Source organism: Stappia sp. ES.058 (assembly GCF_900105595.1).
Taxonomy (GTDB): Bacteria; Pseudomonadota; Alphaproteobacteria; order Rhizobiales; family Stappiaceae; genus Stappia.
Genome location: NZ_LT629784.1, coordinates 1,901,345 through 1,921,627, shown reverse-complemented (window position 1 = coordinate 1,921,627; position 20,283 = coordinate 1,901,345). Strand labels below are relative to the sequence as shown.

At 62.0% G+C, this 20,283-nt stretch carries 15 protein-coding genes; 11 read left to right on the top strand and 4 right to left on the bottom strand.

Annotated elements, in window-relative coordinates:
* Window positions 1-51 precede the first annotated feature (51 nt).
* The 5 genes from BLU32_RS08900 (at window position 52) to BLU32_RS08880 (ending at window position 6,275) form a co-directional block, all read left to right on the top strand.
* Window positions 52-597, top strand: coding sequence for a CDP-alcohol phosphatidyltransferase family protein (locus BLU32_RS08900; RefSeq protein ID WP_093806266.1), 546 nt, complete (start codon window positions 52-54; stop codon window positions 595-597).
* 64 nt (window positions 598-661) lie between these two features.
* Window positions 662-1,750 carry an AI-2E family transporter gene (locus BLU32_RS08895; RefSeq protein ID WP_093806264.1) on the top strand — a complete coding sequence of 363 codons (1,089 nt, stop codon included), beginning with the start codon at window positions 662-664 and terminating at the stop codon, window positions 1,748-1,750.
* The gene (locus BLU32_RS08890) at window positions 1,743-2,426 is read left to right on the top strand and encodes a hypothetical protein (protein WP_093806262.1); all 684 of its coding nucleotides are present in this window, start codon (window positions 1,743-1,745) and stop codon (window positions 2,424-2,426) included. Before BLU32_RS08895 ends, BLU32_RS08890 begins: the two co-directional genes overlap by 8 nt.
* Before the next feature lie 98 nt (window positions 2,427-2,524).
* Window positions 2,525-4,750: an RNA degradosome polyphosphate kinase gene (locus BLU32_RS08885; RefSeq protein ID WP_093806260.1), complete on the top strand. Its 2,226-nt coding sequence runs from the start codon at window positions 2,525-2,527 to the stop codon at window positions 4,748-4,750.
* A complete protein-coding gene (locus BLU32_RS08880) occupies window positions 4,743-6,275 on the top strand; it encodes a Ppx/GppA phosphatase family protein (RefSeq protein ID WP_244501820.1) in 1,533 nt (510 codons plus the stop codon). Before BLU32_RS08885 ends, BLU32_RS08880 begins: the two co-directional genes overlap by 8 nt.
* Before the next feature lie 66 nt (window positions 6,276-6,341).
* Here the strand turns inward: BLU32_RS08880 and rnd are convergent, their stop codons facing one another.
* Entirely contained in the window at window positions 6,342-7,565 is a 1,224-nt protein-coding gene (rnd, locus tag BLU32_RS08875) for a ribonuclease D (protein ID WP_093806258.1), read from the bottom strand.
* A gap of 286 nt (window positions 7,566-7,851) precedes the next feature.
* On the opposite strand from rnd, the gene aspS reads away from it, so the two are divergent.
* Complete coding sequence (gene aspS, locus BLU32_RS08865) at window positions 7,852-9,636, top strand: aspartate--tRNA ligase (protein WP_093806254.1); 1,785 nt, start codon at window positions 7,852-7,854, stop codon at window positions 9,634-9,636.
* Window positions 9,637-9,680: 44 nt separating this feature from the next.
* Window positions 9,681-11,510, top strand: a complete 1,830-nt coding sequence (locus BLU32_RS08860) for an ABC transporter ATP-binding protein (protein ID WP_208977003.1) — start codon at window positions 9,681-9,683, stop codon at window positions 11,508-11,510.
* A 129-nt stretch (window positions 11,511-11,639) separates the two neighbouring features.
* Here BLU32_RS08860 and BLU32_RS08855 read toward each other — a convergent pair whose 3' ends face one another.
* The 3 genes from BLU32_RS08855 to BLU32_RS08845 all read right to left on the bottom strand — a co-directional run bounded on the left by BLU32_RS08855 (window position 11,640) and on the right by BLU32_RS08845 (window position 15,971).
* On the bottom strand, window positions 11,640-13,685 hold the full coding sequence (locus BLU32_RS08855; RefSeq protein ID WP_093806250.1) for a hypothetical protein: 2,046 nt from the start codon (window positions 13,683-13,685) through the stop codon (window positions 11,640-11,642).
* Between the two features lie 67 nt (window positions 13,686-13,752).
* Window positions 13,753-14,943: a hypothetical protein gene (locus BLU32_RS08850; protein ID WP_093806248.1), complete on the bottom strand. Its 1,191-nt coding sequence runs from the start codon at window positions 14,941-14,943 to the stop codon at window positions 13,753-13,755.
* 119 nt (window positions 14,944-15,062) lie between these two features.
* Window positions 15,063-15,971: a sugar kinase gene (locus tag BLU32_RS08845; RefSeq protein WP_093806246.1), complete on the bottom strand. Its 909-nt coding sequence runs from the start codon at window positions 15,969-15,971 to the stop codon at window positions 15,063-15,065.
* 150 nt (window positions 15,972-16,121) lie between these two features.
* Between BLU32_RS08845 and BLU32_RS08840 the strand changes: the two genes are divergently transcribed.
* The 4 genes from BLU32_RS08840 (at window position 16,122) to BLU32_RS08825 (ending at window position 20,221) form a co-directional block, all read left to right on the top strand.
* Entirely contained in the window at window positions 16,122-17,738 is a 1,617-nt protein-coding gene (locus BLU32_RS08840; protein ID WP_093806244.1) for an EAL domain-containing protein, read from the top strand.
* A 143-nt stretch (window positions 17,739-17,881) separates the two neighbouring features.
* On the top strand, window positions 17,882-18,856 hold the full coding sequence (locus tag BLU32_RS08835) for a D-alanyl-D-alanine carboxypeptidase family protein (protein ID WP_244501819.1): 975 nt from the start codon (window positions 17,882-17,884) through the stop codon (window positions 18,854-18,856).
* Window positions 18,857-18,909: 53 nt separating this feature from the next.
* Window positions 18,910-19,545 (top strand): class I SAM-dependent methyltransferase, encoded by a 636-nt coding sequence (locus tag BLU32_RS08830; protein ID WP_093806242.1) that lies wholly within the window; start codon window positions 18,910-18,912, stop codon window positions 19,543-19,545.
* A 247-nt stretch (window positions 19,546-19,792) separates the two neighbouring features.
* Window positions 19,793-20,221, top strand: a complete 429-nt coding sequence (locus tag BLU32_RS08825; protein WP_093806240.1) for a peptidylprolyl isomerase — start codon at window positions 19,793-19,795, stop codon at window positions 20,219-20,221.
* The last annotated feature ends 62 nt before the right edge of the window (window positions 20,222-20,283 follow it).

Here is a 20,283-nt window from a genome sequence, read left to right as displayed (position 1 = left end):
AATGCAAGAAAAACCCGGGTGCCTGTTCACAAGGTCAGACGAGGCGCAGGCGTGACTCTACCCAATCTTATCACCATTGCCCGTCTGCTCGGTGTTCCCGTCGTCGTGTGGCTGATCGCGGACGGTTTCTTCGCTGCGGCCTTCTGGCTGTTCGTTCTGTCGGGGATCTCCGACGGTGTCGACGGCTACATCGCCCGGCGGTTCGACATGCAAAGCCAGCTCGGCGCCTATCTCGACCCGATTGCCGACAAGGCGTTGCTGGTCGCGGTCTATCTCTCGCTCCTGTTTGCCGGGCTGTTGCCGGTATGGCTGGTCATTGCCGTAACCGCGCGTGACCTGCTGATCGTTGGAGCCGTCAACCTGTCGTGGATCATGGGCCGCCCAATGGAAATCAGGCCGTTTTTCATCAGCAAGGCGACCACTGTCTTCCAGATCGTGACGGCCGCGACACTTTTGGGCAAGGCGGCCTTCGGTGTCCGGGTGCCATGGCTGGAAAACACCATGATCCTTGCGACCGCGATCTTGACGCTTCTGTCTGCGGCTGCCTATCTGCTGGCGTGGCTGCGCCATATGACGGCAGCGGACTCCGCATCGTGATCGCCCAGACAAAAGAACCGTTCCACACCCGCTGTGCGGATCGGCGAAGACGGGACGAACCATCTTGACCTTGAAGCGGCAACTCTATTTTTGGCTTGGATCCTTCGCGGCATTCTCCGCGTTCGTCTATGTGTTCAGCCCTATTCTGCTGCCATTCGTCGCCGGAATGGCGCTTGCCTATCTGCTGGATCCGGTTGCCGACTGGCTCGAGCGCCGCGGTTTGCCAAGGCTTGCCGCGACGATTGCGATTCTCGCCGTCTTTGTCGTCATGTTCATGCTTATCCTGTTGCTGTTGCTGCCGGTTCTCGGCAACCAGCTATCAGCGTTCTTGTCGGAGCTCCCGAAGCTTGTCGGCGCGCTTCAGAAACTGATGACGGAAAACATCGGCCAGCGGGCCTTTGAAGTTCTGGGTATTAGCGGTGCGGACCTCAAGTCGAGTGTTGGTGGATTGCTCGGCGAGGGCGCCGGTTGGATCGCAGGGGTCGCCAAATCGCTTTGGAACGGCGGTCAGGCGCTGCTCTCGGTGCTGTCGCTTTTCGTGGTGACGCCCGTGGTCGCCTTCTATCTGCTGCTCGACTGGGACCATATGGTCGAGCGGGTCGACGGATGGCTGCCGCGCCAGCATCGTGACAAGGTGGAGCGGCTGGCCAAGGAAATGGACACGGCCGTTGCCGGGTTCTTGCGGGGCCAGTTGAGTGTGTGCGTCCTGCTTGGCGCCTTCTATGCCATCGGGCTTGCCGCTGTCGGGCTCAACTTCGGCCTGCTGATCGGCATTGGCGCCGGTCTCGTAAGCTTCATTCCCTACGTCGGTGCAACCCTTGGTCTCGTGGTGTCGCTGGGGGTGGCCTTGGTGCAGTTCTGGCCGGACTGGGTCATGATTGGCGCGGTGCTCGTCGTTTTTGCGGTTGGCCAGTTCCTGGAAGGCAACGTCCTGCAGCCGAAGCTTGTCGGCAAGACGGTCGGCCTGCATCCCGTGTGGCTGATGTTTGCGCTGTTCGCCTTCGGTTACCTCTTCGGCTTCGTTGGTATGCTGATCGCGGTGCCGGCGGCGGCAATGATCGGTGTGCTGGCGCGATTTGTGCTCTCCCAATATATGGCGAGCTCGCTCTATTCGGGGACGGGCGGCTCGCGGGCGGGTGACCGGGATGGTTGATCCGGGCAGGCAAGCCGACAGCCAGTTGCCACTGGTGCTTCCGCACCAGGCGGCGCAGGGGCGCGACGACTTCCTCATCGGCGCCTCCAACGAGGCGGCTTTCGGGTTGATCGATGCCTGGCCGGCCTGGCCGGCTTCGGTCACGCTGCTCGCAGGGCCCATCGGATCGGGCAAGAGCCATCTGACCCAGATCTGGCTTGCGGAGAGCGGCGGCGCGCTCGTCGAGGCGTCGCAACTGGCGGGCGCCGACATGGAGACATTGGTGGCACCTGGAGCGGTTGCCGTGGAGGATACGCATCGCGGGTTTGATGAGACTGCGCTCTTCCATTTGCTGAACCTTGCGCGCGACCGGGGAGCGGCTGTGCTGATCACCTCTCGCACCTGGCCGATCAGCTGGGGCTTGCAGCTCCCGGACCTTGCCTCGCGCCTGCGGGCCGCGACGCCGGTTGAAATCCTTGAGCCCGACGACGGATTGTTGCGACAGGTGTTGGTCAAGCTTTTCTCGGATCGACAGATCGACATCGATCCGGCGGTGGTTGACTATCTTGTGGTGCGAATGGAACGCTCCGTGGCTGCGGCGCAAGTTTTGGTCGATGCCCTCGACCGCGCGTCGCTGGCCGCCGGACGCAAGATTACGCGTCCGCTTGCCGCTCAGGTTCTTGCGGACGCGAAATAAGCTTTGCCGGGTGATGCAAAACCGTCAAACCGATCGGGTAGGGTGCAGGGACCGCGGGAGCCCCAAACGGTATTGCCGCAGCCCAACAGGAGACACCAATGAACGACAGCAGCGCGACACCATCGGCACCGGACACCAAGACGGTCGTAGCGCCAGCGGGCGTTGATACGGGCGGATCGGATGCAGCCGAGGCGCTCGCTGGACATCCGAGCCGGTTCATCAATCGGGAGCTGTCCTGGCTGCAGTTCAATCGTCGGGTTCTGGAGGAAGCGGAAAATACCTCGCATCCACTGCTCGAGCGGCTTCGGTTCCTGTCGATCTCCGCCAACAATCTCGACGAGTTCTTCATGGTCCGGGTTGCGGGACTGAGCGCCCAGATGCGGGAGGGCGTCTCCACCCGGTCCCTCGACGGCCTGACACCTGCGGAACAACTGGAGCGCGTGGCGAGCGCGGGTCTTGCCCTGCAGGCCGAGCAACAGGACGTTTGGCGCGAGATGCGCAAGCTGCTGGCCGGCGAGGGCGTGGCGATCGTCGAGGGGGCGGATCTCTCGCCCTCAGACATGGCCTGGCTCGAGGAGTATTTCCTCGCTCATATCTTCCCGATGCTGACCCCGCTGGCGATCGATCCGGCCCACCCGTTCCCGTTCATTGCCAACCTCGGCTTCTCGCTGGCGCTTGAACTTGCGCCGGAAAAGGGCGGGCGCGGCATGACGGCGCTCCTGCGCATTCCGTCCCAGGTGGAGCGTTTCGTAAGACTGCCGGAGACCGAGAGCCAGCCCGGCGCGCGGTTCATCACCATCGAGAACGCCGTCGGCCTCTTCATCACGCGGCTGTTCCCCGGCTATGAAATCCGGGGGAAGGGCGCGTTTCGCGTGGTGCGCGATTCCGATCTGGAAATCGAGGAGGAGGCGGAGGATCTCGTGCGCCTTTTCGAAAGCGCGCTCAAGCGCCGCCGCCGCGGATCGGTGATCCGGCTTGAGATCGAGGATACGACGCCCGCCTCGTTGAGCGAGTTTGTTGCCGAGGCGCTGGATGTGGAACCCGAGCAGAATTTCAGGGTCGACGGCCTGCTGGCGTTGAACAATCTCTCGCAGCTCGTGTCCATCGACCGCGACGATCTGAAGTTCGAGCCGTTCACGCCGCGCTTTCCCGAACGTATCCGCGAGCATGGCGGCGATTGCTTTGCAGCGATCCAGCAAAAGGACATCATCGTTCACCACCCGTATGAATCCTTCGATGTCGTGGTGCAGTACCTGCGCCAGGCAGCACAGGATCCGGATGTCGTAGCGATCAAGCAGACGCTCTACAGGACCTCCAACAATTCCCCGATCGTCAAGGCGCTTGCCGAAGCCGCCGAGGCGGGAAAGTCCGTCACGGCGCTGGTTGAGCTGAAGGCGCGGTTTGACGAGGAGGCCAACATCCGCTGGGCGCGGGATCTGGAGCGCGCCGGCGTACAGGTGGTGTTCGGCTTTCTGGAACTGAAGACGCACGCCAAACTGTCGATGGTGGTGCGGCGCGAACACGGGGAGCTGCGCACCTACTGCCATATCGGCACGGGCAATTATCATCCGATTACCGCTCGCATCTACACTGACCTTTCCTATTTCACCGCCGACCCCGAGATCGGCCGTGAGGCGGCGAAGATCTTCAACTACATCACCGGCTATGCAGAACCGGTCGAACTGCAGCACATGATGGTGTCGCCGGTGACGTTGCGCCGTGAGATGACGGACATGATCGCGGCCGAAGCGGAGCATGCAAAGGCGGGGCGCCCGGCTCAGATCTGGATGAAGATGAACTCGCTCGTCGATCCCGGCATCATCGACGCGCTGTACGACGCCAGCCAGGCCGGCGTGCAGATCGATCTGGTCATCCGGGGCATCTGTTGCTTGCGTCCCGGCATACCGGGGCTATCCGACAACATCCGCGCCAAGTCGATCGTCGGGCGTTTTCTCGAGCACAGCCGGATTTTCTGTTTCGGCAACGGGCACGGGCTTCCCTCGCCGCAGGCGATGATCTATATCGGCTCGGCGGACCTCATGCCGCGCAATATAGACCGGCGCGTGGAAACGCTCGCTCCGCTGCTGTCCCCGACCGTCCACGAACAGGTGCTCGATCAGATCATGGTCGCCAACTTGAAGGACAATCAGCAGAGCTGGCGTCTTCTCGCCGACGGGGGACATGAACGCGTGCGGCTTTCTCGGGGAGAAAAGCGCTTCAATGCGCATCAGTATTTCATGACGAATCCATCCTTGTCCGGACGCGGAAAATCACTGCGCAGCCACAGCCCGAAATCATTCGCGGAGCCGAAAACGGGTGGCTGATGCGGCGCATACGGACATTGTTCGCGGGCGGCTCAACGGCAGCGGGCCCGTTGCCGTTATCGACATCGGTTCGAACTCCATCCGTCTTGTTGTCTATGAGCGCCATGCCCGTACTCCGACGGTTCTCTTCAACGAGAAGGTCCTTGCGGGGCTTGGGCGTGGTGTCGGGGCGACCGGGCGGCTTGCCGACAGGTCTGTCGATATTGCGGTGCGTGCGCTCGCCCGGTTTCGCCAGTTGTGCGACCAGATCGGTGTCATCGATGTGTTCATCATGGCAACGGCGGCAACGCGCGATGCGGAAAACGGCGCTGAGTTTATCGACACAGTCGAGCGCATCTGCCGAAAGGACGTGCGGTTGCTCTCGGGGCGCGACGAGGCGCGCCTGGCCGCTCTCGGCATCGTGTCCGGCATGTGGCGGCCTGACGGCATCGTTGGCGACCTTGGCGGCGGCAGCCTGGAACTCGTCGAGCTGAACAACGAGGAAATCGGACGGGGCCAGACCCTGCCGCTGGGTGGCATCCGGCTGCAGGAAGAGGCGGATGGAAAGACCGCCAAGGCGCAGAAGATCGCGGAGCAGGCGCTGAATGGCGTTGATTGGCTACCGATCGGCGCGGGGAAGCCGTTTTATGCGGTTGGCGGCACGTGGCGATCTCTTGCGCGGCTGCATCTTTACCAGAACGGCTACCCGCTGCATGTGATGCACGACTATTCGATCCCGGCCGAAGAGGCGATCGAGTTCTGTCAGCTTGTTGCCCGGCGGGATCCGGAAAGTCTGAGCATGATCGATGTCGTGTCGCGTGCGCGCCGCCAACTGCTGCCCTTTGGCGCCGTGGTGATGGAGAGAGTGCTGAAGCGCACGAAAGCCGAGAGCGTCGTCATGTCGGCACTCGGGCTGCGCGAAGGGCTTCTCTACGATCTCCTGCCGGATGACATCAAGCACCAGGACCCACTGATCGAGGCGGCGCGGGAACTGTCCATTCTGCGTGCCCGCTCGCCCGCCTATTCGGAAGAGCTGGTGGCCTGGACCGACAAGGTGTTTCCGGCCGTCGGGATCGACGAGACGGAATACGAGCGGCGCCTCAGGGCGGCCGGCTGCCTGTTGTCGGATATCGGGTGGCGTGCGCATCCCGACTATCGCGGCGAACAAAGCCTCAATATCATTTCGAATGCCGGTTTCGTCGGGATCGACCATGCGGGGCGGGCCTATCTGGCGCTCTCCGCGTTTTATCGTCATCAGGGTCTGGTGGAGGATGCTCTGGGGCCGAGGATCCGTGAACTGGCGCATACGAGGCTGAAGGAGCGCGCGCGCATCCTTGGCGGGGTCTTGCGCCTTGCATCGGTGGTGAGCGCATCGGTTGCCGGCATATTGCCGAAGGTTGATGTGTCCGTCGTGGATGGTGAAATGGTTGTCGTGCTGCCTGCCGAATATGATGCTCTGGATGGCGAGAGGCTGCGGAAACGGGCCACGCAGTTTGCCCGTTTGCTTGGACTCAAGGCACGGATCGCTGTTGGTCGCGCGAGGTGATGTCCTTCCCGGCTAGGTGTCGGGGCGCCGCAGGGCCGCTGTGGCAGGCCTGTCGCAGCGATGCCCTCAGTCTGTAACCTCTGCCTTTTGTCGCGAGCGCCGCTTGCGCGTCGACTTCGGCTTTTCCATCTGCACCGGTTCCGCCTGATCGACGGCGACAATCCGCTTGCCGTTGAAGGCGAGGGCCACTTCGCCACGCTTCAACTTCAATGCCGCTTCTCCGAAGAGTTCCCGTCGCCAGCCTTTCATGGCGGCGACGTCGGCATCGTCGCTGGCGGCGATCTTTTCCAGATCCTCGACGGTTGCAATCACCTTGGCGGCAACACCCTGCGCCTCACTGACGAGCTTCAAGAGGACTTTCAGGAGGTCGACGGCGGCGGCCGATCCATCCGGTGCCATGCGACCTTTGGGAACCTGCGGCAGGTCGTCCTTGGGGATGGCGAGCGCGCGCTTGACCGCGCCCAGGATCTCCTCGGCGGTGCGTGAGCGCTCAAAGCCGCGCGGGATGGTGCGCAGCGCCGCGAGTGCCTGGGTGTTCACAGGCTGTTGAGCGGCGATCTCGTAGATCGCGTCGTCCTTTATGACCCGGTTGCGGGGCACGTCGCGGGTGTGGGCCTCCCGTTCGCGCCAGGCGGCAACCTCTTGCAGCACCGCGAATTCGATCGGCTTGCGCACCCGAAGCTTCAGCCGTTTCCAGGCGTTCTCCGGTTCGCTGCGATAGGTGCTCTCGGAGGTAAGGATCTCCATCTCGTCACCGACCCAGTGGGTTCGTCCCTGTTCGGCAAGGTTCGCCTTGAGGAACAGGTAGACGTCGCGCAGATGGGTCACGTCGGCGAGCGCATAGTCGAGCTGCTTGTCGCTCAGGGGACGTCGAGCCCAGTCGGTGAAGCGCGACGACTTGTCGATCCGCACCGCTGTGACCCGGTGAACGAGCTGGTCGTAGGAAATCGAATCGCCGAATCCGCAGACCATCGCGGCGACCTGGGTATCGAAAACCGGATGGGGGATGAAGCCGCCCAGGTGGTAGACGATCTCGATGTCCTGGCGGGCGGCGTGAAAGACTTTAACGACCTTTTCATTGCGCATCAGGTCGAAAAAGGGTGAAAGATCAAGCTCATCGGAGAGAGCATCGACGATCACCGCCTCGTCCGGACTTGCCAGTTGAATGACGCAGAGCTTCGGCCAAAACGTCGTTTCACGGAGAAATTCCGTGTCGACCGTGACGAAGTCGTGTTGCGCGAGACGCTGACAGATGTCGGCGAGTTCTGAGGTCTTGGTTACAATATGCATGGCGACCGCGACGTATATCTCAAGCTTGCGCACTTGTCGCCACGAAACCGCCGCGAATTCGCCGAAGACGCAATTGCCTCGTTTGCGGATCCCGCCGGCATCTGCGTGTCCGGCGAAATCCGTGCCGGGGAAATGTCTTTCGCGCCTTTGGCGTTGCCCGCCGAACCGGGCACGCACCTTGACTTTGTCGTGCTGGCGTGGCTTGTGCACGGCGCGTCAGGGCACCTCGACCTATCAAGGGGCGGGGCAACCGATTCCATCAAAAAGCCGGGCCATTGAGGACGAAATGCATCGCTATCGCAGCCACACGTGCGGGGAACTCCGCGAAGCCAATGTCGGTGAGGGCGCACGCCTGTCGGGTTGGGTCCACCGTGTGCGCGATCATGGCGGCCTGTTGTTCCTCGATCTGCGCGACCACTTCGGCATCACTCAATGCGTCGTCGATCCCGATTCCGATGCGTTCAAGCTTGCGGAAACGGTGCGGGCGGAATGGTGCATCCGCATCGACGGTGAGGTGAAGCGGCGCTCCGAGGAGACGACCAACGAAGGCCTGCCGACCGGCGCGATCGAGATCTTCATCCGCGACCTGGAAATTCTGGGTGCGGCGCGCGAACTGCCGCTGCCGGTCTTCGCGGAGCCTGAGTATCCCGAAGACATTCGCCTGACGTACCGGTTTCTCGATCTGCGCCGGGAAACGCTGCACGCCAACATCATGACGCGCTCTAAGATCATTGCTTCGATGCGCCGGCGGATGGAAGGCGAGGGCTTCGCGGAGTTCCAGACACCGATTCTGACGGCCTCCTCACCGGAAGGCGCACGCGACTTTCTGGTGCCCTCGCGCATTCATCCGGGCAAGTTCTACGCCCTGCCGCAGGCACCTCAGCAGTTCAAGCAACTTCTGATGGTTTCCGGCTTCGATCGCTATTTCCAGATCGCGCCGTGTTTTCGCGATGAGGATCCACGTGCCGATCGTCTGCCCGGCGAGTTCTATCAGCTTGATGTCGAGATGAGCTTTGTCGAACAGGATGACGTTTTCGCGGCGATGGAGCCGGTGGTTCGCGGCGTTTTCGAGGAGTTTGCCGACGGTCAGCCTGTCACCGAGGTCTTTCCGCGCATCCCCTATGCCGAGGCAATCCGCAAATACGGCAACGACAAGCCGGATCTGCGCAACCCGATCGAGATGCAGGATGTCAGCCCGCATTTCGCGGGATCGGGGTTCAAGATTTTCGCGCGGATGCTGGAAGACGACAAGAATGCCGTGTGGGCGATTCCTGCGAAAACCGGTGGCAGCCGTGCATTCTGCGACCGGATGAATTCCTGGGCGCAGGGTGAAGGGCAGCCGGGCCTCGGTTACATCTTCTGGCGCGAGGAAGATGGCCAGATCGCCGGTGCCGGCCCGCTGGCCAAGAACATCGGCCCGGAGCGCACCGAGGCGGTTCGCTTGCAGCTTGGTCTGGAGGCCGGCGATGCCGCGTTCTTCGTCGCCGGCGATCCCAAGAAGTTCGCCGACTTCGCCGGCAAGGCGCGCTCGAAGGCGGGAGAGGATCTCGATCTCGTCGATCGCGACCGCTTCGCGCTTGCCTGGATTGTCGATTTCCCGATGTACGAATGGGACGAGGACGAAAAGAAGGTCGATTTCTCGCACAACCCGTTCTCGATGCCGCAGGGCGGTCTCGAGGGGCTGGAGACCACCGACCCGCTGGAGCTCAACGCCTGGCAGTACGACATCGTCTGCAACGGCTTCGAGATCGCGTCGGGTGCCATCCGCAATCACAAGCCGGAGATCATGAAGCGGGCCTTCGAGATCGCCGGCTACGACGAGACAATCCTCGAAGAGCGTTTCGGCGGCATGTACCGGGCGTTCCAGTATGGTGCGCCCCCGCACGGTGGCATGGCAGCGGGCATCGACCGTATCGTCATGCTTTTGGTTGGCGCCAAGAACCTGCGTGAGGTCACGCTGTTCCCGATGAACCAGCAGGCGCAGGACCTGTTGATGGGCGCGCCTTCCGACGTCTTCCCGCGGCAGTTGCGCGATCTCCATATCCGTCTCAACCTGCCGGAAAGCGAGTAACCCGTCCGGCGCATCATGGTGGTGCGCGGGATGCCCGGGCAGCAGTGATCGGATCTCAAGTGCTGAAACGGCTCGACACATTGCTGTTTTCCGACGCGGACGGTGCACTCTTCCTGTTGCGCCGGCTGCTGGCGGAGAATGCGCGCGCCTTTGCCGGGCGCTACGCCCTTGCCTTTGTGATGATGGGTATTGTTGCCGCCTGCACTGCGGCGAGCGCCTGGATCATGAAAGACATGATCAATCAGGTGTTCCTGGAGCGCGATGGGAGGATGGTCTGGGTGATCGCCGGCTTCGTGCTGGTGATCTTCACCGTCAAGGGTGCCGCCGCATACGGCCAGCTCGTCATTCTCGGTCAGATCGGGAATGCAATCGTTGCATCGACGCAGTCGCGGCTGTTTCGCTCGATTACCCGCCAGGACCTCGGGTTTTTCGAGAATTCAGGCATTGGCGATCTCGGCACACGGCTTTCCCACAATGCATCGGCCGCACGCGCTGCGCTTGATCTCGTCGTGACCGCGCTGGGACGCGATTTGCTCACGGTGATCGCGTTGGTGGGCGTCATGATCGCGCAAGATCCGCTGATGAGCCTGATTGCGTTGGTCATCATGCCGCCCGCGATCCTGCTGATCGCCGGACTGGTGCGCCGGGTGCGCCGGGTGGCGAAATCGCAGTTCGTATCTATTACGCGGATCCTGTCGGTTGCCCAGCAGGCGATTTCCGGCATTCGCGTGGTCAAGGCGTTCTCCGTCGAGGAGCGTTTGCGCAAGGAGATGGACGCCGCCGTTGCCGACGTCGAGAAACAGGCCAACAAGATGACGCGCCTGTCAGCGCGTACGTCGCCCGTGATGGAAACGCTCGGCGGTATCGCCATCGCGCTGGTCATTCTTTACGGTGGCTATGCTGTGATCGAACTGGAGAGCGATCCGGGCGCTTTCTTTGCCTTTATTACTGCGCTTTTGCTTGCCTATGACCCGGCGCGTCGCCTTGCCCGGCTTAACGTCAATCTTTCCGGCCATATCGTCGGGGTGCGCCTGATGTACGAGATCCTCGACCGGGTCCCGGCCATGAACGAGGAGGGCGGCGGAGATACGCTGGACATTTCCGGCGGACGCGTGTGCTTTGAAAACGTCGACTTCCGTTATGGCGAGGCTCCGGCACTCAACGGGCTGGACTTCGAGGCCCGGTCGGGTGAGGTCACCGCGCTTGTCGGGCCGTCGGGAGCCGGCAAGTCCACCGTGTTCGCGCTGCTCGAGCGTTTCTACGATCCCACGTCGGGGCGGATAACGATAGACGGCCAGGATCTGAAAGGTGCGTCGGTTTCCGCGCTGAGGTCGCAGATCGCGCTCGTTTCCCAGGACACGTTCCTGTTCGATCTTTCAGTTCGCGAGAATATCGCCATCGGACGACCGGGCGCCAGCGATGGCGAGATCCGGCAGGCCGCGCGCGAGGCCAATGCCGCCAGCTTTATTGACGATCTCGAGGCCGGTTATGAGACGCGCGTTGGCGAGGGGGGCAGCCGGCTTTCCGGCGGGCAGCGTCAACGCGTGGCGATTGCACGCGCGATCCTGCGCGATGCGCCGTTGCTGCTCCTGGATGAGGCGACATCGGCGCTTGATTCCGAATCCGAGGCCAAGATCCAAACCGCATTGTCACGGCTGATGAAAGGGCGGACCACAATCGTCATTGCACATCGGCTCGCGACGGTGAGGGAGGCATCGAAGATCGTCGTCATGGACAAGGGGCGGGTGCTGGAAGCGGGGACGCATGCCACGTTGCTTTCCAGGGGCGGTCTCTACAAGCGCCTGTGTGACTTACAGTTCGCCGACAGCGATCACGCGCCGGCCGATGAACCACTCTCCGCAGACAGCGAATAGGCGTTCGGCAGTTTCGCGCTGGGCGCGACAAGCGAAGGCAAAACCAATGAAAAGGGCCGGTCAGAACTCTGACCGGCCCTTTTCATCTTCATGCACAATCGCTGTGTCTCCCGCGTGACGGGACAAGTGTTACGGATTGGCCGCGACGGCTGCGTTCAGCAGCCCGGGCAGCATCGATGGGGTGGTCACGACCAGTCCCAGGATCTGCATGGCGGGAACCGGGGTCTTGGGCTCGACGGTCAGGATCAGGTGATCCGGTGCCACGAGGAACGCTTTCATCGCGCCGTGCAGGCTCTGTCCGAATGGCGTGTCGCGCAAGGGACCAAGCGCGCTTGCGCCCTGATCGGCCAATGCAAGGGCGAGAGTTTCCGGCGACAGGTCGGCGGCTTTTGCCTGTCCGGCGATGAATGCCGAGACCAGCTTTGCGTCGCGGATTTCAAGTCGGGCATGATTGATCGTCGCCGTGGCAAGGGCCATTTGCGCCCTGCCGGGGTTTTCAAACACGGTGCGGGGAATGCCGCCGACTTCTGCCGACAGGTCGAGCGATCCGCCGCCGTCGATCTCGACGCGCATCGGATCCAGGGTGAGCGTCTTGTCATCCGCATCCCAGCGCAAGCGCATTTCGTCGTTGTAACGGAGGGAGGAAAGGCCAAGACTTTCGAAGAGTTTGCGCGCTTCCTCCTCTTCGACCAGCGCCACCGGCATTTTCAGCCCTTCTGTCCGGACTTCGATATCGGTCGGGATCGGTGCGATGAAATCGCGCATGGAGATGCGAAAACGGTCCAGTGAGAGACCACCCGGCAGCGCATCCGAAGCCACCTTGAGCGCTTCGACCTCGAGTTGCCCAAGCATCGGCACGACCGCGAGAATTTCCGTCAGCGACGGCTCCCGGTCTTGCGATGCAACGCCGAAATCAACGTAGGAGGCGAGGGGAGGCAGGTCGAAGTCCGATATGCGGAACCGTTCAAGGTCAACAGATGTGATGTCCTGCGCCGCGCGAACCGACAGCCCGGACATCGAGAAATCGCCAAAGCCGCCATAGGACGCATCATTGATCGAAACATTGTCCAGAGACGCATTGCCTTCATCGGAGGTAATCGCCAGGCCTTCGGCGGCCATGCGGTCTATTGATACGCCTTCCAGGGATGTCACGGCTTTTCGTCCAAGCTCGATCAATTCATCCGGGCCATATGTCTTTTCGAAGGTCCCGAGGATCACCGTGTCCAGGAAGGGGAAGAGATCGAAGGGCACGGCATCTGCAGCGATCTCGGCGCCCTCTGCCGAGATCTTTTGGATTGCAGCATTGAAGAAGGGGGAATTGTACTTGATGTCGTTGACTTGCGAACTTTCGATCACGCTTGTTCCGGCGGCCCGATCAGGAAGGGAAATCCCGACAATCCTGAGCATCGGCTTGACGTCGATCCCCGTGGTCACGCTCTCTCCGGTCTCCTGACGCAGGGAAAACATCTCGCCATTGTCCATCACGACCTTGCTTTCGGAAAGGGCGTGGCCGATCCGGTATTCCTCCAAGCGACCGTTGGCAAGGCCGGTCATGGAGATCCGCTCCTGGCGTTCGGTCCCGCGCGCACCATCGGGCATCTGGCTGATCGCTTCGATTGCGCGGACCGAGATGCTCTCTGCCCGGTTCTGCAATCCCGAGCGGAGCACAGGAATGAAGCGGGAAGCGGGCCTCTCCGGGGCCTCCTCGAGGCTCCAATAGGCCTGATACATGTTCTCCGCGACCAAATCGTACTGGCGCACGGTCAGGTCGAGCGATTGCGGCTTGCCGTCCTCGGTGACCGTTCCGGTCAAGCGGATTTCATGCACGCCGGGTTGCTCGAACCTCTCGAACGCGACGCCGTTCCCGTCGCTGCTCGCTCCGAAAAAGCGTGTTTCGGGCGACTCGAACGAAACCTCCGCCTCGACCCTTTGATCGAAGATCTCGAAATCGAATTTCCAGACAAGTTTTGCGCCACGCAGGATGGCGTCGTTCGGCCCCGTTTCCGTAAGGCTTTCGTATTCGGCCGCGGACGTTCCGGTCGCGCGGGCCCATGTGAAGAAGTCTTCGACCGCGTCAACCGCCGGATTGGCAAGAGCGGTCGCGGTGGGGGTGCACAGCACGAAGGTCAGGACGGCAGCGCCGTATCTGGCGGCAGTGGCGAGGCGCGATGTCATTTTCGAATTCCGTTTTTCATCGGGGGCAGATGTGAAACGGGAGGGCATTGCCCTCCCGTCTCCCGTTTCAGTCTTGGTTGGCGGTGATTGTCACGCCGAGGATATCCGGCAGACTTTGCGGTGCCATCATCGCGGTCCCGAGGATCTGGGCGAACGGGACCGGAGTTCCCGGCATTGCCGAGGCGGAGAGCGACTTCGGATCTTTCAGGAAGGCAGTTGCCGCTCCGGCGACCTTGGCCTGGAATTCCGGGTTGTTCAGCATCGACAGCATGAACGGAAGCGCGCCGGTGAGCTGTTCGACAAAGACGTCCCGGGTTGAACCGGCTTGCTTTGCCTGGTTTTCCAGAACCCGGTCAACAAGCGAATCATTCTCGATGCGCAGTGCAACGCTTTCGACGAGAAGGCCCTGCATCAGGCCCATGGCCTGTTCGGGATTGTTTTGGGCGGCATCAAGCTGCTCCAGAACCTCGCGGGTCAGCCCCTGGATCCGCAAGTTGGCAGTGATCGTTCCCGCGTTCTCGCCCGAAAGCGTCAACTGGTCGATTGCGAGTTCTCCCGTGTCCGGCTTCCAGTCCGCATTCATCTCGAACGACAGGGTCAGACTCTCGTAGCCAAGGTCCGACAAGGCCTTGCGTTCCTCGTCGTCGAGCGAATCGGCGGCGATTTCGATGCCGTCGACAGTGAGAGAACCGGACGTCGGAAGACTGCCGTTCATTTCATCGATGACGGCGACGATGCGGCCAACAGGCACCCGTCCTTCATCCGCCGCGTCGATGATGATGTTGGTCAGTTCGGCGCGCGAGTAGGTTGGCGTGATGGCTTCTGCCCCGTTGGAGGCTTTCACCTTTGCCGGCGAGGCGAGAACAGGGTCTGAAATCAGGATGTTCTCCGCGGTGACGGTCACATCTTCATCGTCATCGAGGTCTTTGATATTGACGCCGCCCATCGTCAGCGTCGCAGCCGAGAGGCCTCCCTCGTCCGTCAGTTGGCCTCCGGAAATCGTCGTCTCGCGGATCGTGAGACGCGACTTCGCGGAGCCTTCCTCGATTGAGGTGCGCAATCCGCTGATGGTCACGTCTCCGCCGCTTTGCGTCACGCCGTCATATCCCGAAACGGTGGCGTTTCCGGCTTCCACGATTTCAAGGAAACGGTCGGCGACATCGCTTCCGGTCGCATCGAATGCAAGGACCGGCGTCGCCAGCAAAAGCGGGCAGGCAAGCGCCAGCGCAAAAGCCGGACGTGAAAGGGTGTTGATCATCAAGACGTCTCCAGAATGCGTGTTTGAATGGTCCGCTCCCTGCCTGCGGAGTGTCACGATGCGACAAGCGCCGGGCGAGAACAACCCTCACCGTCACACTTTGGGCGTTCGGATCCGGGTCAAATTGTGTCGGGAACCGGTTTTTCCCGCCATAGCGTCATTGCCGTCCCCACGTTTTCCAGCGTCGGCAAGCTTGCTTCGTTTCCCAGGTGCTGGATTGCGTGGGCCGATGCCCCGCGCGCGAAGCGAAAGTGATCGCTCCAGGGGGCCTGTGGCGCCGAGAGGTAGGAATAGATGTAGGCCCCGTGGAAAACATCTCCGGCGCCGTTCGTGTCCACGATCTTCGAGGCGGGTACATTGAGAGCGGGATGGTGGACATTCGCACCCTGGTCTTCAAACCAGTGCATGCCGTCGTCACCCAGGGTCACCCCGCCGACGCGACACCCGTGACCGCGCAGGTAATCAAGCGTTTCGCCAATATCGAGGCCGAGCTGTTCGCAAAAGCGCGCCGAGACGATGGCCACATCGATGAAGTGGAGAAGCTCGTCGGTGTTTTCGCGCACCGCTCCGCCGTCCAGTGACGTGAGAATTCCCGCCTCCCGGCAGGCGCGCGCGTAATGAAGCGCGGCATCCGGCATGTGTCCGTCGAGATGCAACGCCCGGCATCCGTCCAGTCTCAGCTGCTGGAAGGGATGGAGATAGTTGTCGTCGCGGCAGCGCACGATCGCTCGTTTTCCGTCCTTCGGCATGATGAAGGAAAGAGAGGATTCCTTCACCTTCCGGCCGTGAATGGAAATGCCGTAGCGCGCTGCCATGTCGAGAAACATGTGCGCCAGCCAGTCGTTTGCCTGCGAGCACATGATGTCCGGGGAGATCCCGAGCTTGGCGCAGGTGAAGCCGGCCGTGACGGCGTTTCCTCCAAAGCTCACGGCATAGTCGTGCGCAAGGGCTTTTTCGTCGCCACTGGGCAGTGTGTCAGTCAAAAAGGTGATGTCGATATAGGCTTGGCCGATGAACAAAGCCTCCATGGAATTCCCCGTTCCTGCAATCCGAGATCATTGGTTCCTGATGATTTCTGATCGAAATTGTCATGTTTTGTCAAAGCGGACGCCCGTTCTTCAGGTGTCATTTACAAAGCTTGGGCATAGTGGCGGCGCTGCTTTAATCCAGGACGTGCCGTGTCGCATCGCTATACCCTTTTTTTCAGGACGTTGTTGATTGCACTGGCTTTGGCGCTCGCGCCGCTCGTGGCGGCCAACTATGTCTTGAACAACTACGCGGTCACCCAGGCGCAGGCGGAAATGACGGCAATTGCCGAACGCTACGTCCTGCGTGCCGAAAAGGCCATCGGCGACGCCGTGTCCATCCTGCAGAATCTGCATCAGGGCGGAACTGTCACCTGTGCACCGGTGGATCGCACCGCGTTCCATGCCGGCGTTGTCTCCGCTCCGTTCGTTCAGATGATCGGGGTGGTGAATGCGTCCGGTGTGCTGATGTGCAACGTTCCGGAGATGCCGACCTCGGGCGAGGCGATATTGCCGGTCTTGAAATCGGATGCGCCGCTTGTCGGCATCGGAATGCGCGACAGGGCGTTCGAGGGGACACGGGTTGCACTTGTGAGCTGGCGGATCGGCAAGGGAAATCGCTTGCTGGCAGAAATTTCCCCGGTGGCGATTTCCATTGATCCTGGTCCCGACTATCTGCGGGCGCATCGGCTTGTCGAACTTCAACTCGGAGACGGTGTGGTGTGGTTGCGGTCGGGGGAGACCGCACAGCGCGACGGACATGGCGAAAGCGATGAGCTCATCGCCGAAGTGCAGTCAACCAAATACCCGATGATTGCGGTGGTGACGGCACCGGCTTCGGCCGCCGACAATCTCGTCCGCGACCTCAAGGTCGTCGCGGCGATCGCCTGCGTCGGCTTTGCCGTTCTTTTCGTGGCGGTCGGCGTCTGGTTTTCCTGGCGCCCGGAAAGCGAGGCCGAGGACGAGTTCGTCCAGGCGATCCGCAAGGGCGAGTTTGTGCCTTACTACCAGCCGGTGATGGACATCGAGACCGGACGCCTGCGTGGCTGCGAGGTTTTGATGCGGTGGGCGAGGCCCGATGGGTCGGTGATTTCTCCCGGCGCCTTCATGACTTTCGCCGAGACCTCGGGGCACATTTTCGAGATGACCCGCCAGATCATGCGCAAGACGTGTGAGGAAGTCGGCGATCTTTATTACGAGAATCCGGAATTCAAGCTCTCGGTCAACCTCTTTGCCGGTCACTTCGAAGATCGTCAGGTCATTGAGGATATCCAGCAGATCTATGGCCAATCGAAGATCGCCTTCCAGCAGATCGTCATGGAAGTGACCGAACGCCAGCCGTTGTCCGATATGGAAACGGCGCGCAAGATCATCGCCGAGATGCAGGCCATCGGCGTTCGCGTGGCGCTGGACGATGTGGGAACCGGTCACGGCGGCTTCGCCTATCTGCAAAAGCTCGGGATCGACATCATCAAGATCGACAAGATGTTCATCGACAGCCTCGGAACAGATGACAATTCGACAACGATCGTCGACACAATGGTCGAGCTCGCGGACAACCTCGGGATGGGCATCATCGCCGAGGGCGTGGAGACGATTGAGCAGATCGAACGCCTGCGCGAATTGGGCGTTTCAGCTGCGCAGGGTTATATTTTTGCTCCGCCGCTCCCCGCGAAACTCTTTATCGACCTTGCACAGGCGCTCTCCGGCGGGCGCGGTGAAGGTGAGGGCGAGAGTGACATGATCGCGGACGACGCACAGGTCGCGTAGTCGCCAGCGGTCGCGTCCTGCGTCACCGCCGCCTTTTGCTCGCGGAATTTCTCGACATCACAGCCCTGTCCGCGCTTCCGCTTCCTTGTGTCCGTGGACCGTTTCGCTATGGTGGCGCCGCTTTCACCGCAAAGGAGCGCCCCGTGGGCCCTGTCTCTGTCCAATCTTCGAGTGATGAGCTGGCAACCGTCGGGTCACGCACCGGCTTGCGCAAGCGGCTTGTCGCCGTGTTTGCGGCCGCGTCTCTTACGCTTGCCGCCTGCCAGACGGCGCCGCCGCAGGGTGGGTCGGTCGATCGCGGTGCCATGCCTGCGGTGGCGGCCGTCGAGGCTGCACCCTTGCCGGAAATGCCGGGCCAGGTTGCGGAACTGGGATTGGCGCCCGGCGGCGAGGCCGCGCCGCGGGCCCATGCCGCGATCGTGGTCGATGCCGTGAGCGGGGCTGTGCTCTACGAAGAGGCGGCGGACGGGCTGCGCTATCCCGCTTCGCTGACCAAGATGATGACGCTCTACCTTCTGTTCGATGCGCTCGATAGCGGTCGGCTGTCGCTCGACAGCGCGCTTGAGGTGTCCCAGAACGCCGCGCGTCAGCCCCCGGCCAAGATTGGCGTGAAGGCTGGTACGACGATCGCGGTGCGTCAGGCGGTACAGGCGCTGGCGGTAAAATCGGCCAATGACGTTGCGGTGGTTGTGGCGGAAAACCTTGCCGGTTCCGAAAGTGCCTTCGCCGCGCGGATGACCGCCAAGGCACGGTCGCTCGGCATGCGACGGACGCGGTTCGTGAATGCCTCGGGCCTGCCGGACACGCGTCAGGTGACGACGGCCCGCGACATGGCGATCCTGGCACGCGCCCTGAAAAGCCGTCATTCGGGGCGTGCGCGCGCCTTCACCGCACGGTCCTTCACCTACAATGGCCGCACCTTCGAGGCGACCAACAACCTTCTGGGCCGTGTCGCCGGCGTCGACGGCATCAAGACCGGCTATATCCGCCTGTCGGGCTACAATCTCGCGGTCTCCGCCCGTCGCGGTGGCAAGCGTGTGATCGCCGTTGTAATCGGCGGGAAGAGCGAGCGCGCGCGCGACAGCGAAGTCACCGCGCTGCTGGAACGTTACCTGTAACAGACATCCGGTTGAGGCTCGCTCCTCTTGCGGCAAAAATCGAGGCTATCGAGATGAGTTCGGTCAAGGAGACCAGCCGGCGGTTCTGGAACAAGGCCGCGCGCAAATATGCCGCGCGTGCCGTCGGCGATGAAGCGGCTTATGCCCACACGCTGGAGCGGGTGCGCGTCCATATCGACGGCTTCGAGCGGGTGCTGGAGGTCGGCTGCGGCACCGGCACGACTGCGTTCAAGCTCGCCGATTGCGTCGGTGCCTATACGGCGAGCGATCTCTCCGAGGAGATGATCGACATCGCGCTGGAAAAGGCGGCCGCGGCGAACGACACGAAGGTCCGTTTTCTCAAGGCGGCCCTGAGCGATCTGCCGGAAGACGACACGCCCTACGATGCCGTACTGGCGTTCAGCCTGCTGCATCTGACGGAAGATCCGCGGGCGGCGGTCGCGCAGATCGCGGAGCACCTGCGCCCGGATGGCCTGTTCATTTCCAAGACCGTCTGTCTCGGCGACATGAACCCGGTCTTTCGCTTCATCATTCCCGTGATGCGCGTCTTCGGCATGGCGCCGCTGGTCCATTTCCTGAAGGCACAGGAACTTGAGGCGATCATCGTGGAGGGCGGTTTCGAGATCGTCGAGACCGGCACTTTCCCGAAAAAGCCGCCGGCGCATTTCGTGGTTGCACGAAAAGCGTAAGGGGAGGCCGGCATCGCGGCAGCATCGCGAAGGTGAGCATCCGGTGAGTGAGCCTGCTGTCGGCGGGCTGCGAAGATCAAATGCGTAACGCGGATGCGGCCGGTGCACTCGACCGGCTTATCGGATCGCCCGAAATCTTGGGGTTTACATCGCCCGGCAGACTTGCGAGCCTGTGAATCGAGCGACTGAGCACCCGACGTTTCACCGGGTCTCGTCAAACCCACACTTTCCCGAAAGAGACTTCTTCATGACACAAGCCAAGCCGGGCGACACGCTGCATCTCCATTACACGGGCACGCTGGATGACGGCACCGTCTTCGACAGTTCGGAAGGCCGCGATCCGCTGTCCTTCGAACTGGGATCCGGTCAGATCATCCCCGGCCTCAATGACGGTGTGACCGGCATGGCGGTCGGCGAAAAGCGCAAGGTGCGCATCGAGCCGGAAGACGCCTATGGCGCGCACGTGCCCGACCGCGTCCAGGCCGTCGACCGGGCCAATTTTCCCGACCATATCCCGACCGATCCCGGCACCCCGCTTCAGGTGCAGACGCAGGACGGCCAGACCATGGACGTCGTCATCGCCGATGTGACCGAGGACAAGGTGCTGCTCGACGCCAACCATCCGCTGGCCGGCAAGGCGCTGACCTTCGACGTGGAACTCGTCAAGATCGCCTGACGTCGGGCTGACCATCTCAAGGGCCGGTCTCGGGATCATCGAGACCGGCCCTTTCAGCAAGA

Bases quoted from the DNA above. Each gene is read 5' to 3' on its own strand.
- BLU32_RS08855 (WP_093806250.1), bottom strand. From the start codon at position 13,685: ATGACATCGCGCCTCGCCACTGCCGCCAGATACGGCGCTGCCGTCCTG.
- BLU32_RS08850 (WP_093806248.1), bottom strand. From the start codon at position 14,943: ATGATCAACACCCTTTCACGTCCGGCTTTTGCGCTGGCGCTTGCCTGC.
- BLU32_RS08885 (WP_093806260.1), top strand. From the start codon at position 2,525: ATGAACGACAGCAGCGCGACACCATCGGCACCGGACACCAAGACGGTC.
- BLU32_RS08845 (WP_093806246.1), bottom strand. From the start codon at position 15,971: ATGGAGGCTTTGTTCATCGGCCAAGCCTATATCGACATCACCTTTTTG.
- BLU32_RS08825 (WP_093806240.1), top strand. From the start codon at position 19,793: ATGACACAAGCCAAGCCGGGCGACACGCTGCATCTCCATTACACGGGC.
- aspS (WP_093806254.1), top strand. From the start codon at position 7,852: ATGCATCGCTATCGCAGCCACACGTGCGGGGAACTCCGCGAAGCCAAT.
- BLU32_RS08830 (WP_093806242.1), top strand. From the start codon at position 18,910: ATGAGTTCGGTCAAGGAGACCAGCCGGCGGTTCTGGAACAAGGCCGCG.
- BLU32_RS08890 (WP_093806262.1), top strand. From the start codon at position 1,743: ATGGTTGATCCGGGCAGGCAAGCCGACAGCCAGTTGCCACTGGTGCTT.
- rnd (WP_093806258.1), bottom strand. From the start codon at position 7,565: ATGCATATTGTAACCAAGACCTCAGAACTCGCCGACATCTGTCAGCGT.